This is a genomic window from Pseudarthrobacter sp. O4 (assembly GCF_050157025.1).
Taxonomy (GTDB): Bacteria; Actinomycetota; Actinomycetes; order Actinomycetales; family Micrococcaceae; genus Arthrobacter.
Genome location: NZ_CP189592.1, coordinates 56,656 through 74,926 on the forward strand (window position 1 = coordinate 56,656; position 18,271 = coordinate 74,926).

Annotated in this window: 8 protein-coding genes; 7 read left to right on the forward strand and 1 reads right to left on the reverse strand. The window is 63.2% G+C overall.

What is annotated here, in order from left to right; all coding sequences use genetic code 11:
* Positions 1-140 precede the first annotated feature (140 nt).
* From ACQCSU_RS21860 to ACQCSU_RS21890, 7 genes are all read left to right on the forward strand, one after another.
* On the forward strand, positions 141-1,127 hold the full coding sequence (locus ACQCSU_RS21860) for a DUF4192 domain-containing protein (protein WP_426979944.1): 987 nt from the start codon (positions 141-143) through the stop codon (positions 1,125-1,127).
* A 159-nt stretch (positions 1,128-1,286) separates the two neighbouring features.
* Entirely contained in the window at positions 1,287-1,436 is a 150-nt protein-coding gene (locus tag ACQCSU_RS21865; protein ID WP_201762539.1) for a hypothetical protein, read from the forward strand.
* Positions 1,437-1,963: 527 nt separating this feature from the next.
* On the forward strand, positions 1,964-3,310 hold the full coding sequence (locus ACQCSU_RS21870) for a ParB/RepB/Spo0J family partition protein (protein WP_426979945.1): 1,347 nt from the start codon (positions 1,964-1,966) through the stop codon (positions 3,308-3,310).
* 1,410 nt (positions 3,311-4,720) lie between these two features.
* Complete coding sequence (locus ACQCSU_RS21875) at positions 4,721-5,254, forward strand: hypothetical protein (RefSeq protein WP_426979946.1); 534 nt, start codon at positions 4,721-4,723, stop codon at positions 5,252-5,254.
* Entirely contained in the window at positions 5,251-9,003 is a 3,753-nt protein-coding gene (gene mobF, locus ACQCSU_RS21880; protein WP_426979947.1) for a MobF family relaxase, read from the forward strand. Before ACQCSU_RS21875 ends, mobF begins: the two co-directional genes overlap by 4 nt.
* Before the next feature lie 89 nt (positions 9,004-9,092).
* Entirely contained in the window at positions 9,093-9,590 is a 498-nt protein-coding gene (locus ACQCSU_RS21885) for a hypothetical protein (RefSeq protein ID WP_426979948.1), read from the forward strand.
* Complete coding sequence (locus tag ACQCSU_RS21890) at positions 9,569-10,288, forward strand: nucleotidyl transferase AbiEii/AbiGii toxin family protein (RefSeq protein ID WP_426979949.1); 720 nt, start codon at positions 9,569-9,571, stop codon at positions 10,286-10,288. The genes ACQCSU_RS21885 and ACQCSU_RS21890 overlap by 22 nt, the downstream gene beginning before the upstream one ends.
* Before the next feature lie 229 nt (positions 10,289-10,517).
* Here ACQCSU_RS21890 and ACQCSU_RS21895 read toward each other — a convergent pair whose 3' ends face one another.
* Positions 10,518-18,206 carry a DEAD/DEAH box helicase family protein gene (locus ACQCSU_RS21895; RefSeq protein WP_426980032.1) on the reverse strand — a complete coding sequence of 2,563 codons (7,689 nt, stop codon included), beginning with the start codon at positions 18,204-18,206 and terminating at the stop codon, positions 10,518-10,520.
* Positions 18,207-18,271 lie beyond the last annotated feature (65 nt).

Sequence of the window (18,271 nt, forward strand, 5' to 3'; positions counted from 1 at the left end):
TGCGGGTAGACAGGGCTCCGTCGGCCGCCGAGCAAGCGAGCTTGCCAGCAACCAAAAAACAACGGGGGGAACGGGGAAGCTGGCCGGTCACCTTGGCCGCCCGCGCCCACCCAACTTCTCGGCAAGAAGGACAAGAAACCATGACTGACAAACTCACCATCACCGGCTCCGCGGACCTGCTCGCAACGGTCCCGCACCTGCTGGGCACGAACCCCACGGAATCCTTCGTAGTGGTCACCGCCCGCGCCGGTTCCCTTGGCGCCACTCTGCGGGTGGACGCCCCGGCCGAGGCCGAGCCGATGGATTACGCGCAAATGTTGGCCACCTACGCGGCAAACGACGAGGAGGCAACCGCCAGCTACGTCATTGTCTACACGGATGAGACCGGCACCGACGGCCAGCTCTACCCCTACGCCGCACACGTCGCGGCCCTGACCAACGAACTCGCCACGGCCCGGATGCCGGTACGTAACGTCTGGCTCGTGACCGGCACCTTCTGGGCTGAGTTCGGCGCAGACGACAAGTACCCGCTGGACGCGATAAGGGACAGCAATGCCAACGCCACGCTGACCTACTTCGGTTCCGCCACCGACATCGAGGTCTACAACCCCGCGCTGCTGGGCAACCGGGCACCCCGTGTGGAGGCACCCGAGGGGACCGAGGAGGACCTGGCGGCCGCGGGCGAAGCGTGGGCGGCCGCGCTGGACGCCACGGACATGCCGGACACGGACACCGCCCGCAAGCTCGCGGCTGCGTTCCAGCACAAGCTCATCAGGGACTTCCTGTTCCGCGACACCATCACCACCCACAACGGCAGATTTGGGGACGTCGTGACCGGGAAGTTCACCGGACGCCCCGACTGGAAGCGGGTGGACCGCGCCCAGGAAATCGCGTTCGAGCTGATGAAAGCCGTACCCGCAGGGCAGCGCGCACCCATGCTGACCCTGATGGGTTGGCTGGAATGGCTCAAAGGCCACGGAACCCAGGCCGACCGGTACCTGAAGCTGGCAGCCGAGGACGTACCCGGGTTCCGCCTCGCGGTCCTGCTTCGGGAACTAATCAACCGCGGCCACGTCGCGGACGTCGCCCGGAACGCTGAAACGTCCTACAAGCGGCCCAAGAACTAACCGACACGACGGCCGGGCCGGATCACGTCAACGATCCGGCCCGGCCCTCTCAGCGGCGGGGTGGCCTCCTCCGCGGGCGCAGCCCGAAACCCAGCCAATGCGCAGGATCGACGGTTACAGTGAGCGCACAAGAAGAACTGCACCGACAGGAGCGCGAGCATGAGCACCGAATACATCCTGACCGAGGACGACAAGCCGGCGCCTGACGCAAGCCCCGCGGAGGACGTCATCGAACTGCGGCTGCTCACAGCCGGCGAAACCCTGGGCCCAGTGGACTACACCCACGCCCAGGAACACCACAACTTCTGACACCAGGCAGCAAAGACGCTGCACCCAGGTTTCCTTTTGCCGAGGAACACCAAAGAGCCGGTCCCCGTTTGGGTGCCGGCTCTTTGGTGTTCAAGGGGGTTGAGGACCAATGCTCGGGAAAGTCACGTTAGCGATTGGTCCTCAACCCCCTTCAAGAACAGAATGGGCGTCCGCTTCGCGGCCGGCTGTTGGGTCCAGGGCGCGCCGTCGCAGAGCTCCGGACACCCTGGCCCTGTTTGTCTACGACGTCTTTTGGTTGCTGTCCTCCGGATTGTAGGCGTCCGCTCCACCCCGTCTAGCCCCTCCTTCGTCGGGGCCTGCGGTGCGGGAATTTCCCTCCGGCGCTCCTGCGTCGCTGATCTCCTCCAGGAATTTCCCCCACCTTGCCCTGCGGGTAGACAGGGCTCCGTCGGCCGCCGAGCAAGCGAGCTTGCCAGCAACCAAAAAACAACGGGGGAACGGGGAAGCTGGCCGGTCACCTTGGCCGCCCCCGCCCACCCAACTTCTCGGCAAGAAGGAGCAACACCATGAACGCAACACCAACACTCGAATGGCTCGACCCCGCAACCCTGACCGTTGACACCAACGTCCGCAAGGACGCAGCCCTGACTCCCGCCTTCATCGCCAGCATCAAAGAACACGGCGTGCTCGAACCCGTCATCGCCCACCGCAAAGACGACGGCGCGGTGCACGTCCTGATGGGACAGCGCCGCACCCTCGCCGCCGTCGAAGCTAACCGGCCCCTCGTTCCGGTAATGGTCACCGACAGCCCCGAGGAAGCCGAACGCATCGTCACGCAGGTAGTGGAGAACATCCAGCGCGCCGAGCTGACCCAAGCGGACGAAGCCGACGCCTACCACCAGCTTTCACTGATCGGGGTGTCGGCGGCCGCGATCGCGAAGAAGACCGGACGGACCAGGACCACCGTGGAAAGCGCCCTCAAAGCCAAGTCCACCGACAGCGGATCCGCCGCCCTGGGCAAGGGTTACACGATTGAGGCGGCCCTGATTTTGGCGGAGTTTGAGTCGGACGAGGACGCGGTTGAGGAATTGGAATCGGTCATCAGGGATGAGCCCGACATGCTCGCCCACGTCACCCAGCAGCTGAGGGACCGCCGCGACCGCGCGGCGGCCCTCGCGGCTCTGAGGGCCGAACTGGAGGCGGCAGGTACCACCGTCGTGGAGACGGCAGGCTACGACGAGGACAGCGAAAACGTCCGGGTTACCTCGCTGAACCGCGCAGACGGGGAACCGGCCACCGAGGAGGACGCCAATGCCGTGGCCATCACCACCGCCTACAACGGCACCCACTCCACCGCCCCGGTGGTGGCCGGATGGAAAGACCTCGGATTCACCCTCCGGTACAGCTACGGCTCCTCATCAGCCAACAAAGGCCCCATGACAGAGGAACAGAAAGCCGAAAGGAAGACCCTGATCCAGAACAACAAGCTGATGCAGTCAGGAACCACCGTCCGCCGGGAATATGTGAAAACCCTGCTGGCGAGGAAGCAGGCGCCGAAGGGCTGGCAGTACTTCACCCTCCACGCCATCACCCATCACTCCGAAACGGCCAGCGGGTACGAGGGCAAGGTAGCCGCTGACATGATCGGGGCGAAGTTCGAAGAGTCCAACGCGTGGGCATGGAACCCCCTCCGTGAGCACGTCGCCAAGACCACAGCACGACCGGAGTTTTCCCTGATCGCGCTGGTTTGCGCGGGGTATGAAAAGACCATCGCCAAGGACTCGTGGCGGTCCCCAAGCCAGACTCACCGGGACTACCTGAACCAGCTGATCACGTGGGGATACACCGCGAGTGTGGTCGAGCAGCTGATCCTTGACAGCGCCAAGCCAGTCGAGGACGAAGCGGCCGCGTAACGATCCCTTGCCGGGCGGGAACCCCCACCGCCCGGCAAGGCCCCGCCCCACTCACCACGAGACGGGCAGAGAACCTCCCAGAAGTCGGGCGGTCCGCCGCTAGGTGCGAACCACAGCAGCCACTCACCAGCGACGGACCGCCGTTCACCGCACCCATTCCGAACCAGACCAGGTGCCGCGCCGCCAGGACAACGGTGTTCCCAGGCGGCTGCACAGCCCTTCCCATTCAGCTAAGCTGAACCACAGATTTCCTTTTGCCGAGGAGCGGAGAAGGGCCGGCCCACCAGCCGGCCCTTCTCCGTTTATTAACCGCTGCCGCCTTGCCGCTGGCCGCCTTGCCGCTTGCCTGGACCCTGCCGCTTGCCGCCGTTGTGCGGCGGACGTCTTGCCGCTTGCCGCTGCCGCTGCCGTGGCCGCCGTTGTGCGGCGGACGTCTTGCCGCTTGCCGTGGCCGCCGTTGTGCGGCGGACGTCTTGCCGCTTGCCGCTGCCGCTGCCGCTTGCCGTGGCCGCCGTTGTGCGGCGGACGTCTTGCCGCTTGCCGCTTGCCGCTGCCGCTGCCGTGGCCGCCGTTGTGCGGCGGACGTCTTGCCGCTTGCCGCTTGCCGCCGGACGCTGCCGCTGCCGCTTGGCCCTGGACTTCGTCCGGTGTCTTCGGTACACGTCCAACGGCTTGTTGGCTCGCCTTGGTGTCCGGCACCGAAGGGTGCCGTTGTGGTCATCTTGGGAGATTGGTTCGCCCAAGATGATGGGGGTCCGCTGCGCGGGCGCGTTTCCTGCTGCGTCGTCGTGGGTGGGTTCGGTTGCCCGGCGCCCACAGGTGCACGGCAAAAGCTATTTCCGTTGGGCTTTTCCCGCACACAGATGGACGCCGGGACCCATGTGACCGGCTGCACCCAATGCCCACGGCGCCTTTGGTTATTCGGCTCACCGTGGGTGAGCGGGCACCGGGCACATCCTGGATCCGGGGCGGTCGAGGTCGGGGCTGTTGGCAGCACGGGCCGTACGAACCTGCCAGGACAACCTCAAGACCAATGAGGGACCAACGACTCAATATCAGAGCCAGCCCCGACCAGACATCAATGCAGCCCCCAGAGGAGCCATAGAGAAGCAGAGCCTCCATAGGAGGCTCAAGGTACGAAAAAGGACTCACACCTCTGGCACCAAGGTGCACACCGGGGTCTTCTGACACCCCGATCTCACACACAGTTTCCGGGCGGGGAACGAACAACAGGGCATGGAAGACCTTGTACTGCCCTCCCGGACGTGCCCGAAATGCCACGGGCCCCTGCCAGATTCACGGGACAAACGAAGCATCTACTGCCGCACGGAGTGCGTGCAGACGGCCAAGTCCCGACGTCGGCGGGGGATGCCTGTCGCGGATCCGGTGCCCGCTGAGACGGCCTTGCGGTTGGCCAGGCGTGTGGCCTCGCTGGCCGAGGAAGTCCGGGGTGCCACGGCCGGGAAGTACCGGGTACGGGAGTCCAGAGACAAGTACAAGGCAAGGGTGCGGTCCCTGGAAGCTGCCGTTGATACCGAGCGTCGCCGCGCCGTTGCCGTAGTGGCGGAGCAGGCGGCAAAGACTGCCGCCCTCCGTGAGGAGATCACGGACCTGCGCCGGCAACTTGCCGCTGCCGGGGAAAGGGACGGGGTCCGGGCGGCAGCGGCAGATGCCGCCGTTGTCGGCAAGTTACGTGCTCGCCTTGCCGACGGCAATGCCGCCTACGCCCAGCTGGCGGCAAAACAGAAGCAGCTGCGCACGGCGTACGACCAGACCATGCACCAAACGAAGGCGGCAGCGCAGGTTTACAAATCGTGGGACCGGCTGTGCCAGAAGCTCTACCAAAGCACCAAGGGTCGGACCCTTGCCGAAGCCGACCAGCGGACCCTGCAGCAATGGGCTTCCTGGCGCAACGAACAACAGAAGAAAGCGGGAAAGAAATGACAGTCAGTATCGGGCGGATCAACATCGACTACTACCTCGAATCGGCGGCCGCCGGCGACGGCGCACAGATCGGAACCAGGGACCTCACCGCGTACTACACCGAGACACAGGCCCCAGCCGGTCGGTGGGCCGGTCGAGGCCTGGAAAGTGTCGGACTGGTGTCCGGCCAGCAGGTCACCAAGTGGGCGGCAAAGAGCATCTATGAGCAGTTCACACATCCTGAGTCCGGTAAGGAGCTCGGGGCCCGTCCCATCACGGCCGCAACTGCCCCGGAAGGAGCGAAGACACCGATAGGCAACGCGGCACGCGCAGCACGTGAAGCGGTGGCCGGTTTCGACCTGACGTTCAGCCCGCCCAAATCTGTCAGTGTCCTCTGGGCATTGGCGAATCCGAAGCTGCAGGCAGACCTCTACGAGGCCCACAAGCAGGCCGTAGAAGAATGCATGGACTGGCTGGAGAGAAACGTCATCCAGGCACGCGCCGGTCATGGCGGTGTTGCGTGGGTGGCGGTCGAAGGAGCGATTGCTTCCATGTTTGATCACTGGGACTCCCGTGCCGGTGATCCCCAGTTGCACACGCATACGGTGATCGCCAACCGTGTTCGCCGGGTCAGCGACGGCAAATGGGTCACTCTGGATTCCTACACGCTGCACCGGAACATGGTCGCCGTCTCGGAGAAGTACAACAGCATCCTCTTCGACCGGATCTATGACCGCACCGGAGCCGTCGCAGAGATCCGCGACGGAACCGCCGGGCTCGCCGGCACGGACGCGGAAGACCTACTCAAGCAGCTCGGAGAAGCGGACAAGGATCCGCGGGACGCCCGCGCGGAACTGGCAGGCATCCCGGACGGGCTCATCACTGAGTTCTCGTCCAGGTCACTGGAAGTCGAAGCCCTGACCGATACCCTGGTGGCGGAATGGGTGGAGCAGTATGGTAAACGCCCTCCCCAGGCGATGGTTCTGAAGATGCGCCAGCAAGCGACCCTCTTTTCCCGCACCGCGAAGCAGCCCTCAACGGAGTCGCTTCCGGAAAAGATGATCGGTTGGCGTCAACGCGCGCTTGACTCCGGCTACTCCCCCGCCAGCGTGATCCGGGATGCGGTAGGACATGACGTCGCAGTCGTCGCCAACGCCGACCTTGGTCAGGACGTCGTGGACGCCTTGGGCAAATTCTGCCTCCACGACGCAAGCAGCCGACGGACCACGTTCACCCGGGCCAACCTGATTGCTTCTACGGAACGGCTGCTCCGTGGGGTACGGATGGGATCCGCGGCGGACCGGGAACAGCTCGTGGACCGGGTGGTCGAAGCAGCAGCCGTGACAGCCGTCGCCCTCAGCCCGGAACGTATGTCCATGCCCGAAGCGGGAAACCCGTTCCTGAGCATCCGCGGCCGAAGCTCCTTCGAGCACGAGGAAACGAAGCGGTTCACCACCACACAGATCCTGGACGACGAGGCATTCCTCATCGCCGGGACAACAGCAACAGCGCCGGCACTGGACGCGGACGAAACCCGGACAGCACTCACCCTGGCGCGGACCAGGGAAGGCCGGCCCCTAAGCGAGGATCAGGCCGCAGCTGCGCAGGCAGTTCTGTGCAGCGGGACGGCCATCGACGGCATCATCGGCCCAGCCGGGACCGGCAAGACCACGACCATGAAAGCCGTACGCGATGTCTGGGAAGGGACCCACGGAACAGGTTCCGTGATCGGGCTCGCACCCTCGGCCGTCGCTGCCGCCGTCCTTGGGGAGGAAATAGACGCACCCACAGACAACGTCGCCAAGTGGCTGTACGAATCCGTCGGTGACGGCGCCGCGCGCCGGGCAGTGCAGATCAGCAAGCTCGAAGCCATCGTGGACCGGCACCAATCCTCCATCAAAGGATCCCCAGCGAAAGGAGGGGCCAGGGACAGGGCACAGACCCGCCTCAACGCCGCATGCACCAGGCTCGCCACAAAGTACGCCGAGCAAGCCAAATACCGGATGCGGCCAGGTCAGCTCGTCATCCTGGACGAAGCATCCATGGTCGGCACTGCCGCCGCGGCCGAACTCGCCCGCCAAGCAGATGACGCCGGGGCCAAACTCCTGCTCGTGGGAGACGCCGCCCAGATCGACGCCGTCGAAGCCGGTGGGTTTCTAGGATGGTTGGAACGCAACACCAACCCGCCCATCCTGACCAGCGTCTGGAGATTCAGCGCCGAATGGGAACGGACAGCATCCCTGCGCCTGCGCACCGGGGACCCGGACATCCTGGCGACCTACCTCGAACAAGGCAGGATCCACGGATGCCCCGAAGGGACCGCCCCGGACCGCGCCTACCAAGCATGGATGGAAGACACCAAAGAGGACATCACCGCCAGCCTGCTCATCGCAGGAGACAACGGAACCGTGAACGACCTGAACATCCGCGCCCAGCTGGACCTCGCCGCCGCCGGCCGAGTGAACCTGGAAACCAGCGTCAATCTCAGAAGCGGGGTGGCCGGCACCGGCGACCTGATCCTTGCACGACAGAACGACCGCCGGCTCAAAGACTCCGAGGGGCACTTCATCAAAAACGGAACACGGTTGGCCGTGACCACGATCCGTCCCGACGGATCGGTAACCGCCACCCGCACCGATACCGGCGCCCTCATTGAACTGGACCCCGACTACCTCCACGCCTCTGTAGAACTCGGCTACGCCTGCACCTCCCACCGCTCCCAGGGCGTCACCGTCGATTCGGCGCACACCGTCGTCTCACCCGGACTCGCACGCGAACTGTTCTACGTCGCCATGACCCGCGGCCGACACGGGAACACCTGCTACGTGGACCTTCCGGATCCAGAAGAAGAGCACGCACCCGACGAGTGGGGCATGGTCCGCAAGATCCTTCCCGAAGATGCGATGGCCGTCCTGAAAGGTGTCCTTGGCAATCAGGCACACGAGATGACCGCCCACGAAGTCCGCGACGCCGAGCACGGCTACGCCAACGACTTCGCCCGCATGGTCTTCGAATACGACTATGCCGGATCCTCCGAAAAGACCTCCACCATGCTCGACTGGCTGGACGCCAACCTCAGTCCGGAACGGAAAGAAGAGATCACCACGGACAGGCTCTTCACCGCCCTCGTCCACGCCGGCCCGCCCCTCAACAGTGCCAACCCGGAAAACGCAAGTGTTGAGGAAATGCTCAAGGCCGCCACAACGGAATCCGCCACCGATTCCCCCAGATCCGACGTCGGCGTCGTCACCGCCGCCTTCGCACCGGCAACAGCCGAAGGCCGGCGCATCCAACAGCTTCTACAGGACAAAATCAGCGCCCGCCTGGATCAGCTCATCCCTCCACTGGCAGGGGATGACTCCCCCGACTGGGTCAACGAACTGCGCGAGGAACACCAAGAGACTGAAAACTTCCCAGCAACCGTGCGTGCCGTCACGGCCTGGCGGGAAGTATCCGGCCAACAGGACGCCGAAACACCATGGGGAACACCACCTAAATCCACAGACAAAACCATGACCGACTACTACGAACGGGCCAGAAAGCACCTCCCTCCCCGCCCCACGAACGCCCACAGCGCCGAACCCGAGGACGTCTGGGCGAACGTCTCCTTCGCTGAGGACGACGAACGTCTCAGGTTCGCCGAACAGCTCACGGAAGAGTTCGAGAACCTGGACACGCTGGAGACAATACCCGTCGACTGGGATCGCACACCTACCCCTGGTCCGGACGAAATTCAACCTGCCGACATCGACGCGGCATGGGAACTCTAGCCAACAATTCTCGATGGGTGTCATGACATCTACCAAGGTGTCATGACACCCAGTAGACTGGGCCAAACGCAACGAATCGGGAGCAGATCATGTCAGCCGGAACAACGCGACGAACAGTCCGTGTCGAGGACCCCTTATGGGAAGCAGCGCATGGCAAGGCCACCAGGGAGGGGACTACGGTCTCCGAGCGGGTCCGTGCAAGTCTGAGGGAGTACGTCCATGGCGCTGCGCCGGAAAGACGCACCATTGCCGATTCCCTGGTCTACCTGGTTCCCGACAAATTGGAGGACCTACAAGGACCCGCCTTCGGGACTGTGGAGCTGCCAATCCACCTCGACTGGGGCCCGGAACGGCACTACAACATTGACGACGACGCCAGCTGCTCAGCCCTCTACCAGCTGACACTTCAGAACTCTGGATCAGTCGAAGAAATCTGCAGAATCGTCAATGCCGAACGGCTCGCCAAACTCTGGTCGACGATGCTCCTGCCGACCCGCTGCAGAGGCGCCTGGGAAGCAGTCTTCCCGGAGCTCCCCGCATACACCGAAGCCAAGGAGCACCCCTCGTGGACCAAGCTCAGCGAATAGCCGCCAAGACCGCCCTGGACGTCCTGGCGGCTGACGGCTTCCTCCTCGCGGGTGGGCAGGCACTGGCAGAACACGGCATCAGCTCACGCCCATCCGAAGACATCGACCTCTTCGCACTGCACCGCCGGCACACGCCGGCCACGTTCGCTGCTTCGGTGCGGAAAATGACCGCAGCGCTCGAATCCGTAGGCTACACGGTCGAGATAACGCGCCAATATGATGAATTCGCCAGCGTCACCGTGGGCCGTGATGATGACGCCGTTGTTATCGACCTTGGCCTGGACTGGTGGGAGAACTCCCCGGCAATTATCGACGTCGGACCGGTACTCTCCCTGAAAGACTCGGTTGCTTCCAAACTGCTCGCGGTCTACTCCCGCGGCTACGCCCGGGACTACCTCGACGCGTACTCGATCATTGCCAGCGGCCGATTCACGCACAAGCAGCTCATCACACTGTGCCAGCGACGGGACCCGAACGTTGACCTGCCGCTACTGGCCACTTCCATGGCCCGCCACCGAACCCTGCCCACCACCGACTACACCAGATATGGGTTGCCTCAGGACGAGCTCCCCAAACTCAGCTCCACCCTCCTGGACTTCGCCAGGACCATACACCGAAGCAGTGCAAGCGCCACCGAGTCCGTGGAACCCGTTGATCTCATCGGGCCCGGAAGCGCCGGTCCAGGAATCGACCTGTAACTCAGGGTCCAGCCCGGACTTCCCATGGCTGGCGGCTCAAAGCCGATAAAGGGCCTTGGTCTGTTCCACGAGCTCGTTGCATCAAGAGCGCCCATAGCCTGACCAGTCAGGGACATTCGTGGGCAGAATCTGGCCAGACATGACCCGCACCGTGTTGCCCTGTCAGTCAGTCAGAAATGTGTTTTTCGACGGGTCCGGCCAGCCGAAGCTGGCCGGACCCGTCGTTTGGCTACAGCGACGGGTGTTGAATCGTCGTTCCTGTCAGCAGTGGATCCAGCGTGTCCAGTCCCGGACCAAGCCCCAGGGGCTTTGCCGCCACTGTGGGCACTGCGGTGGTCCCGGGCGTCATTGTCGTGACCTCCGGCCTGTAGCCGTAGTCTTCACCTTGCCTGACTTGGACAGGTCCACGGCGGGTCTCTATGGTCAGTTCGTACTCCCCACCATTGCGATCCTCGACCGCCGTTAGTGTCCCACTGGCAGTGATAATCTCCTGCATCCTGGCGCCAGTACCGTTCGGGCGTATGCCGGTGGCTGACACCTTCTCGCCCTGACGGACGTCGTTGACATGTTGAATGCGGAACCGTGGAGCCGAGAAGCCGGTTTCGCGGATGGTCCCGGCCTCGTGGACGGGGACCGTTTCCGTGGCGGTAGCCTCGACCCATACCCTCCTGCTCTGTTCGCGTTCCAGCAGGACATAGCGCAGCTGCTCAACCGGTCCCCTTTCCACCGCAAGGACCTTGACGCCGTCGTAGCGTTGCCGCTGGTAGGACTTCAAATCAGCCAAGGTGATCTCCTTGCCGCTGACACTGACGCGCTGGCCGGGGACCAGGTCCTGGACGCGCCTGCCTGTCTTCCGGTCAAGGTCAGCGGAAACCCCTGGCGGCAGCACCGCGCCGATCTCCACATTCCACCGTTCTGCGTCCTCCAGAGACACCAGTTCAAGAGCTCCTGACTCATGACTGATGTCGAACCTGTGGGCTCGTTCGCCGATACTGACTTGAACCGGTGTGCGGTGCGTGGAACGTCCCTCCCGGACTTCCGCGACCATTTCCGGGAACTCGGAGACCGCCTCATGCATCCCAAAGCCGTCTACACCGTGGATCACGGCCTTGCCCGGGCTGAGCCGGATCCGGTCTCCTTCCTTGAGCAGAGCCATTCGCCGGTTGGGACCGGGATCCTGGATATCGAAGCTGACTCCAGCCTTGGCGGCCGCGCTGATAAGATTCATGACTTTGGTGTCACGGGTCCCAGGTTTCCAGGTGCTGTTCAAGTACCAGAGTTCCTGCCGGCGGGAGAACTTGAAGCCGGACTCCTTCAACAGACCATGCAGGGATGCCTCGTCCCGGCCGACGTTCCGCACGTTGCTGCCCTCAGCTGTGTGTTCCAGGATGGGCATCTCCCCGAGGACCGCTGCCGGACCCTGCATGCCGACGCCGTCTCCGTGGGAGGGCACAGGCGCTACGGTTTCCGGTACTAGTGCAGCTGGTGCCTTGCCTAGCTGCACCGTTCCGACCATGACGTGTTCATTGAGGAACGCGCTGGCCTCAACGATGGTGTCTTCAGCCGCGGGAGGCGGTGGCTGCACGGCGACAGGGGCCGCTTCCAGATCCAGCCCTGTGAAGTCCAACGGTGTCTCCGGGAGTTCGCCCGTCCACATCAGCACGGGAGTGCTTTCCGATGCCGTCCACCTGGTCCTTGTCCCGCCCGGTTCCTCCAGGACCAGAACCATGGTCCCCGAGCCGTACCTGTCCCGGGAAGGAACCTTTTCTGCTGCCACGACCCGACCTGTCATGTGTTGGAGCTTTTGCCAGCTGGCAACGGATCCTTTCGTAGCTCGAAGGCGGACCCACTGCCCTTGGTGTTCGTTTCGCAGGCCGCCGGCGCTTATGGACGTAACCTGGTCGGGGGCCTGCAGTGTGGCTCGTTCCAGATCTGTAAGGGCGCCGTATCTGCGCGCATGGATGGTGATCTTCTGGTCACAGCGTCGTCGGCATGTGCCCTTCTCGCCATCATCGAATCTGTACTTCAGATCGACCATGGTCCCTGCTCCTGCTGCGGTGACGGTTACGTTGTCCCTGCGCGCCTGGCTCCGATCGAGTTCATGGGCCGGGACCACATCTCCGGCGCGGAGGTCTTCGATCATGGATCCGTACCCGTCCGGATATAGTTCCCGTTCCTCGTCCAGGGTCAAGATCCTTCCCTGTTGATAAGTCACGGCACGGGGCTCGTAGTATCCGGTCGTTTCGCGTTTGCTGCCTGTGATGGGATCGATGAAGGACGCGCTCTGATAGATGCTTCCTCCACTCGCCGTGTCTCCCCGAAGCCCCAGACCCTCGACGTCTTCGAGGAGAACGTCCCCCGGAAGGAACTGATCGGCGTGAACGAACGAGGCTTCCCTTTCCTTGAGGGCCAGTTCGGCGGCCAGCGAGGTCGGATCCACGACGCCATGCCGCAATACCGGGGATGCCCCGCTGCCTGCCCACCGGCTGTAATTGAAACTATGCCGGGATCCGTGATCATCGGTTACCACCCAGTCGTTGGACCGGACTTCAACGGTCCCTGTGACCATGATCGTGTTCCCGGTCGGCATGCCGGTGGTAGCGTCCAACACCGGGCGCTGGAGTGTGATGCGTTCCCCGGTGTTGATGTCCTGGTCGTTGACTGCGACAGCATCCGTTTCCGGAACCTTGAGGAACGCCCGCTCGAACGGGGTCAATGCCGACTGCGGCCGGCTGACCAGCTCGACAGAGTCGTACCAGCCGAGATTCACCGGTTCCAGGGCCTCATCCGTTTCCGCAAGTTCGTGCACCACAGTCTTCTCGTGCTTCACGACGGACTCGACCCGGAACAGCGCCTGTCCCCGCCCCCGCAGACCAGTCACGACGTCGCCACCGCGCAGGTCACCGGCTGAGACTTTGCCCTGGTCCGGGACGAACAAACCAAGGGTTTCCCCCATCACTGGGGGAACGTCGGTCTCGGCATCCTCGTCTTGACTGAGGCCCATATCGTTCATCAGGTCGGTGATCTTCAGCTGCAGGGCAGCCAACTCGGCTGCATGGTCGAATGGGCGGGTTAGTGTTTCCTGCAGCGAGGGTATGGCGGCCTGATGCGCCGCCTGCTTCCGGATGAGGTCGTCGCGGATACCTGCTGTCGCCCCAGCTGTGTTTTCCAGACGTCGGATCATGCCCAAGGAGTCGGCCTTGATTGCGGTGTCCCAGTCGAGATGGACCTTTGCGACGTCGGAACCGCCGATCCTCAGTTCCAGTCCACGGTGATAGCGGCCTTCCATACTCAGGCCTCCCACCGTGCCAAGGGCCTGGTACGGTCCCGCTCCTGTCGGCAGTGGCTGGATCCTGGAGACGACCAGTTTCTGCAGTGAGATGCCTGCGTCAATCCGATCAAGATGGTTGGTGCCGTCGACGCTCATCCTGAACGCGTCGCCGGTGGTGCTTCGATAGGTAGCGGCCGCTGCCGTAATCGTGGGCAGATCCTGGATGATGGCGGCCAGCGCCGACTGGGTGATCGCTAGCTCGCCCTTGCTGCGACGTTGTGCGTCGGTAAAGGACCGGTGCAGGGACTGGAGCCGGGATTCTTCCATCTGCAGGCTTGCCAGCTGCTCGAGGCGGGGATCTCCGGACAGCGCGGCTGCGGCCTGGCCGGCCGAGAGTTCAAGGTCTCCGAACCCGTCGTCCATGGTCCTGCCCTGAACGTCTCCACGCTTGAGCTGGTTGATGAATTTCGCTTTTCTGGCCACCATGTCCCACATGTAGACGTCGAAAGTTTCGGCCGTCGCGTAGGAGTGGATGCTCACCTGGTCGTTTTGGTTGCCCTGTCGCAGTACCCGCCCTTCGCGTTGCTCCAGGTCTGCAGGACGCCACGGAACGTCAACGTGATGAAGGGCCACAGCGCGGGCTTGGACGTTGGTGCCGGTGCCCATTTTTTCTGTTGAGCCGATGAGCACGTTGATCCGCCCGTCGCGGCATTTCGCGAAGAGCTCCTTCCGGGCATCATCGGTCGGCGCATCATGGATGAAGGCGATGGATTCCTGGTCCATGCCGAGGTCTACGAGCTCGTCGCTTATAGCGTCGTACATGCTGAACCGGCCGTCCGTGTTGGGCACTGCCCTGTCGCAGAACAACAGTTGCAGGCCGCCGGGAGTGTCCGAGGCCGAGCCGCCGGGAAGTGTGTAGGCGCGGTCTTTGGTCACTTGATGTATTTCCCAAACCTTCGCGGCGACTTGAACAGGACGGCCGCCGTCGGGATCTGCAGGCAGATGCTTCAGCCGCGGGTCCAGGGCGACCATTCGCCCGTCGTTGGTGATCTTGGGCATGTTGTCTTCTTTTGGGTCAACCCCGGAAAGATTCTTTGCTCGCTCCCCCAGTTCTTTCACGTATTCGGTGACGGCACCGGAAGGCTGACGTTTGGCGAGCTGGCGGTCCTTGCCTTCCAACACCGGGAGCTTCGCGGTGATGTCCGAAACGGTCACGACGTCTGAGAACTGATTCGTGATCTTGAGCAGCTCGGGTAGGTTGATGTACTTGTTGATCCGTTCCACTTGGTCATATCCACCGCCGGCCGGGGAGATCCGCAGGACGGTAGAACGTTCCGTGAACTGGTTCGCCCAGGAATTGACCTCCTGCAGCCCGGCAATTTCCAGCAGGTCCGGGCGGAGGTAGTGCTGCATGACCCACATTTCGGACATGGAGTTCGCCACCGGGGTACCGGTAGCGAAGGTGGCCACCGCAGGAAGATACCCCTCTCGGTGGTAGCCACCCTGGAGTGCATCCTGCAGTTTTGTCTCCCGCAGGGACCGCAGCTTGAAATCAAGGTCGGAGGCGCGGTCCGAACCGGTGCAGGCCAATTCGTAGGAATCTGATTGGCGGAAAAGGTTCTTGTAGTGATGGGCCTCGTCCACGAACAAATAGTCGATGCCGGTCTCCTCGAAGGTGACACCGACGTCCTTTCCCGTAGTAATCCGGGCATGACGTTCTTCCAGCCTTTTGATGGCCCGCTCGACGGCTTTGATCCGGGACTTCTCTTCCCCGGACATGGCTTCCTTGGCTTTCCTGAGCTCGGTGATCTGTTCTTCCAGCCAGTCCTGTGTCTTGGCCGGATCCACCTGGATCTTCGCGAAGACTGTCTGCGGGATCACTACCGCGTCCCAGTCACCGGTTGCGGCCGCCGCAACCCAGAAGGCGCGGTCCTCGGCCTTGATCCCTGTTGGTACGGAAAGAACATTTGCCGTCGGGTACCAGTCCACGAACTCCCGGCTCACCTGATCCACCAAGTGATTTGGGACCACAATGGCCGGCTTATTGGCGATGCCTGTCCGCCTCAGTTCCATGGCGGCCATCACCATCGTCCCGGTCTTTCCCGCGCCGACCACGTGATCGAGCAACACAGCCGGCTCGTTGAGGATCCTCGCCACGGCTGCCCGCTGATAGTGGTGCGGGGTGTAGGCGCCGTTCAAGCCAGGAAAGCTCAGCGCTTCCCCCGCGGCTGCATAATCCGGGGAAGCCTGAGAGTTGAACATCCTGTTGTAGGTAGCCGTGATCCGCTCCGCGCGTCCGGCATCCTGAAACAACCAGGTCCCGAAATCTTCTGCGATCCTGCCCGCCTTGTCCCGGGCTTCCAACGTCGCCTTGACGTCTTTAACTTGGCGCTCGGATCCATGCTCATCCGTGATGGTGCGGCGGATGACAATGGTGCGGTTATTCATCAGAGACTGGAGCAAAGCCAAGGGCGTCCTGTCCCCAGTCGCGTAGGAAAACCGGACTTCAGGCGAGAACCTGGGGGAACCATTCGCTGAACGCAGCTCCCAGGAGGCATCGACTTCGTTGTTGGCCACGGTTGCCGCGACCCCGAACTTTTCGGCAATGAACGCTTCGTAGTCGGTCGGTTCTACATAACGGACGCCGGGTTTGGCGATGATATCCATCGCCGTTACCTGCTCGGGCATGGCCCCTTCCAATGCCCGCACGTTTGTCTCGAAGCGACTTTCGTCCTTCGCCGCATCGCGAGCGGCTTCCAGTTTGGTCCGCACGTCACCGGACAGATACTGCACGGCCGGCAGGAGGTCTCCTGTTCTCGGATCTTCGAAGACCAGAGTCCCGAGCAATTCCCTTGCCTGAGTCTCTTCAACGTCCAGTAGTCCGGCAATGCGAGGCATGTCCACAACACGTGACTCGTCGAGGGAAATTGCCAGAGCGTCTGCAGCATTGGCAGCTGTGGCGGGACGTTCTCTGAACGCGAGGACGTCGCGTTCGAACACCGCCGCTTTCCGGGCCAGCCCGGTCTCTTCGTCGAAGTTCTCCAACGCCAGCAGCAGACCCCGGCCCGGGTCGCCGGCGAGCACACCCAGGTGATCCTGCTTCTTGACGGGATCTCGTGGCGCACTGGCCTCCTCCAGCCACTGAGCGGACAGCGACTCCGGGATGGGTATTTCGGAAGCGGCTACCGTGCCGTCCGTGGGCAGACCCATGCGCCAGTTCTTTTCGCTCGCGGCAATGCGCCTGGACACCATTGCACTGGTGGGAGGGTTCGTCTGCAGGAGGAAACGATTGATAGGCCCGTACTTTGCCGAGTATGCGTCGTAGGCATTAGTGAGCCCCGCCCGGAGGGAATCCCGTTCAGACGAAGGTGCGCCGGAACGCTGGGAATCAATGACTGCGCGGGCGGCGTCCCGAATACCCAGCAGGGCAACGGCTTCATCCTTCCGAGCGCGGGGAACTTTGACGACTTCCCAAGACCGTGCCGCGTTGAACCTTTCAAACGTCCCGCTCTCGTACCGGACGTGCCCGGTCACCGCCTCTGCCACGCCAGCATCCCGCACCAGTCCCGGAGCGAAGAGTTCTCCCGGAACGGCCACCGGCTCAGCGGCATATCCGTACCCCGCCGCGGCGGCCTCCGACAGCTGTGTCCCAAGCCTGTCCCTGATCTCATCAGCCAATGGCTCACCGTAGGGCCCCGCTATGTCGAGGGTGGAGTCGTTGTACATCCCCTGCCCGACGGAGAGGACACCTATCACTGCGTCGTCGTGGGCGGCAAACCAACCCCCGATGCCGACTTGGACCGGTTCCCCGCTTTGCCGGTGCGTAGCCCACGTTGTGGAAGCCTGCACCCAAGCGTTGATCCGGTCTTCGTCTGGCCGTTCCTCCGGCTTTCTGCGACGGAACACCAGCAGGTCCGTTGCGACCTCCGTGCCGGCCACTGCTTTGAATGCACCGTTGGGCAACCTGACCGCGCCTACGAGGTCACCGTACTTGGCGATTTCCCGGCGGGCTTTCGCTCCCTGGGCATCCATCGTGAACGTGGAGGTCAATACTGCGACGTACCCGCCGGGCGCGGTCAGGCGCAGGGACTTGGCGATGAAGTAGTTGTGGATGCTCAGCCGGGAGGTGTTGTACCGGGAGTCATGAACCACGAAATCACCGAAAGGTACGTTACCGACGACGGCGGAAACCGTCCCCTCCGGGATGGTGGTGTCTTCGAAACCTTCTGCCCGGACATGGGCGGAGGGGTAGAGGAAAGAGGTGATCGCGGCCGTGGTGGAGTCCAACTCAACACCGGCCATTGCGGCTGTTTCAGGGGCGAGCCCTATGAAATTGCCAGCCCCGCAACCTGGCTCCAGGACGATTCCGCCACCAAAGCCGGCGTTCTGCAGTGAGTCCCAAACGGCCTTCACTACCGCCGGGTCGGTGTAGTGGGCGTTGATCGTTGTCGCGGAGGCCTGGGCGTGTCCTTCTGCACTCAGCAGGGACTTCAGTTCCGCGCGTTCAGTGGCCCATTCCTCGCGGTGTTCTTCGAAGATTTGCGGGACAGCACCCCAGGACGACCACCGGGCCAGGACATCCTGCTCAGCGGGTGAGGCGTGCCGCTGTTCGTCCTGCAGCTGATGCAACAGGCGCAGCGCCTCCATGTTCGCCACAGCGCGGGATTTCGCCCCCGAGGGTGGCAGGACCTGCGTTCCCGGTCTGAAATCGA

Coding starts and splice junctions, on each gene's coding strand:
- ACQCSU_RS21860 (WP_426979944.1), top strand. CDS start 141: ATGACTGACAAACTCACCATCACCGGCTCCGCGGACCTGCTCGCAACG.
- ACQCSU_RS21865 (WP_201762539.1), top strand. CDS start 1,287: ATGAGCACCGAATACATCCTGACCGAGGACGACAAGCCGGCGCCTGAC.
- ACQCSU_RS21870 (WP_426979945.1), top strand. CDS start 1,964: ATGAACGCAACACCAACACTCGAATGGCTCGACCCCGCAACCCTGACC.
- mobF (WP_426979947.1), top strand. CDS start 5,251: ATGACAGTCAGTATCGGGCGGATCAACATCGACTACTACCTCGAATCG.
- ACQCSU_RS21885 (WP_426979948.1), top strand. CDS start 9,093: ATGTCAGCCGGAACAACGCGACGAACAGTCCGTGTCGAGGACCCCTTA.
- ACQCSU_RS21895 (WP_426980032.1), bottom strand. CDS start 18,206: ATGGAGGCGCTGCGCCTGTTGCATCAGCTGCAGGACGAACAGCGGCAC.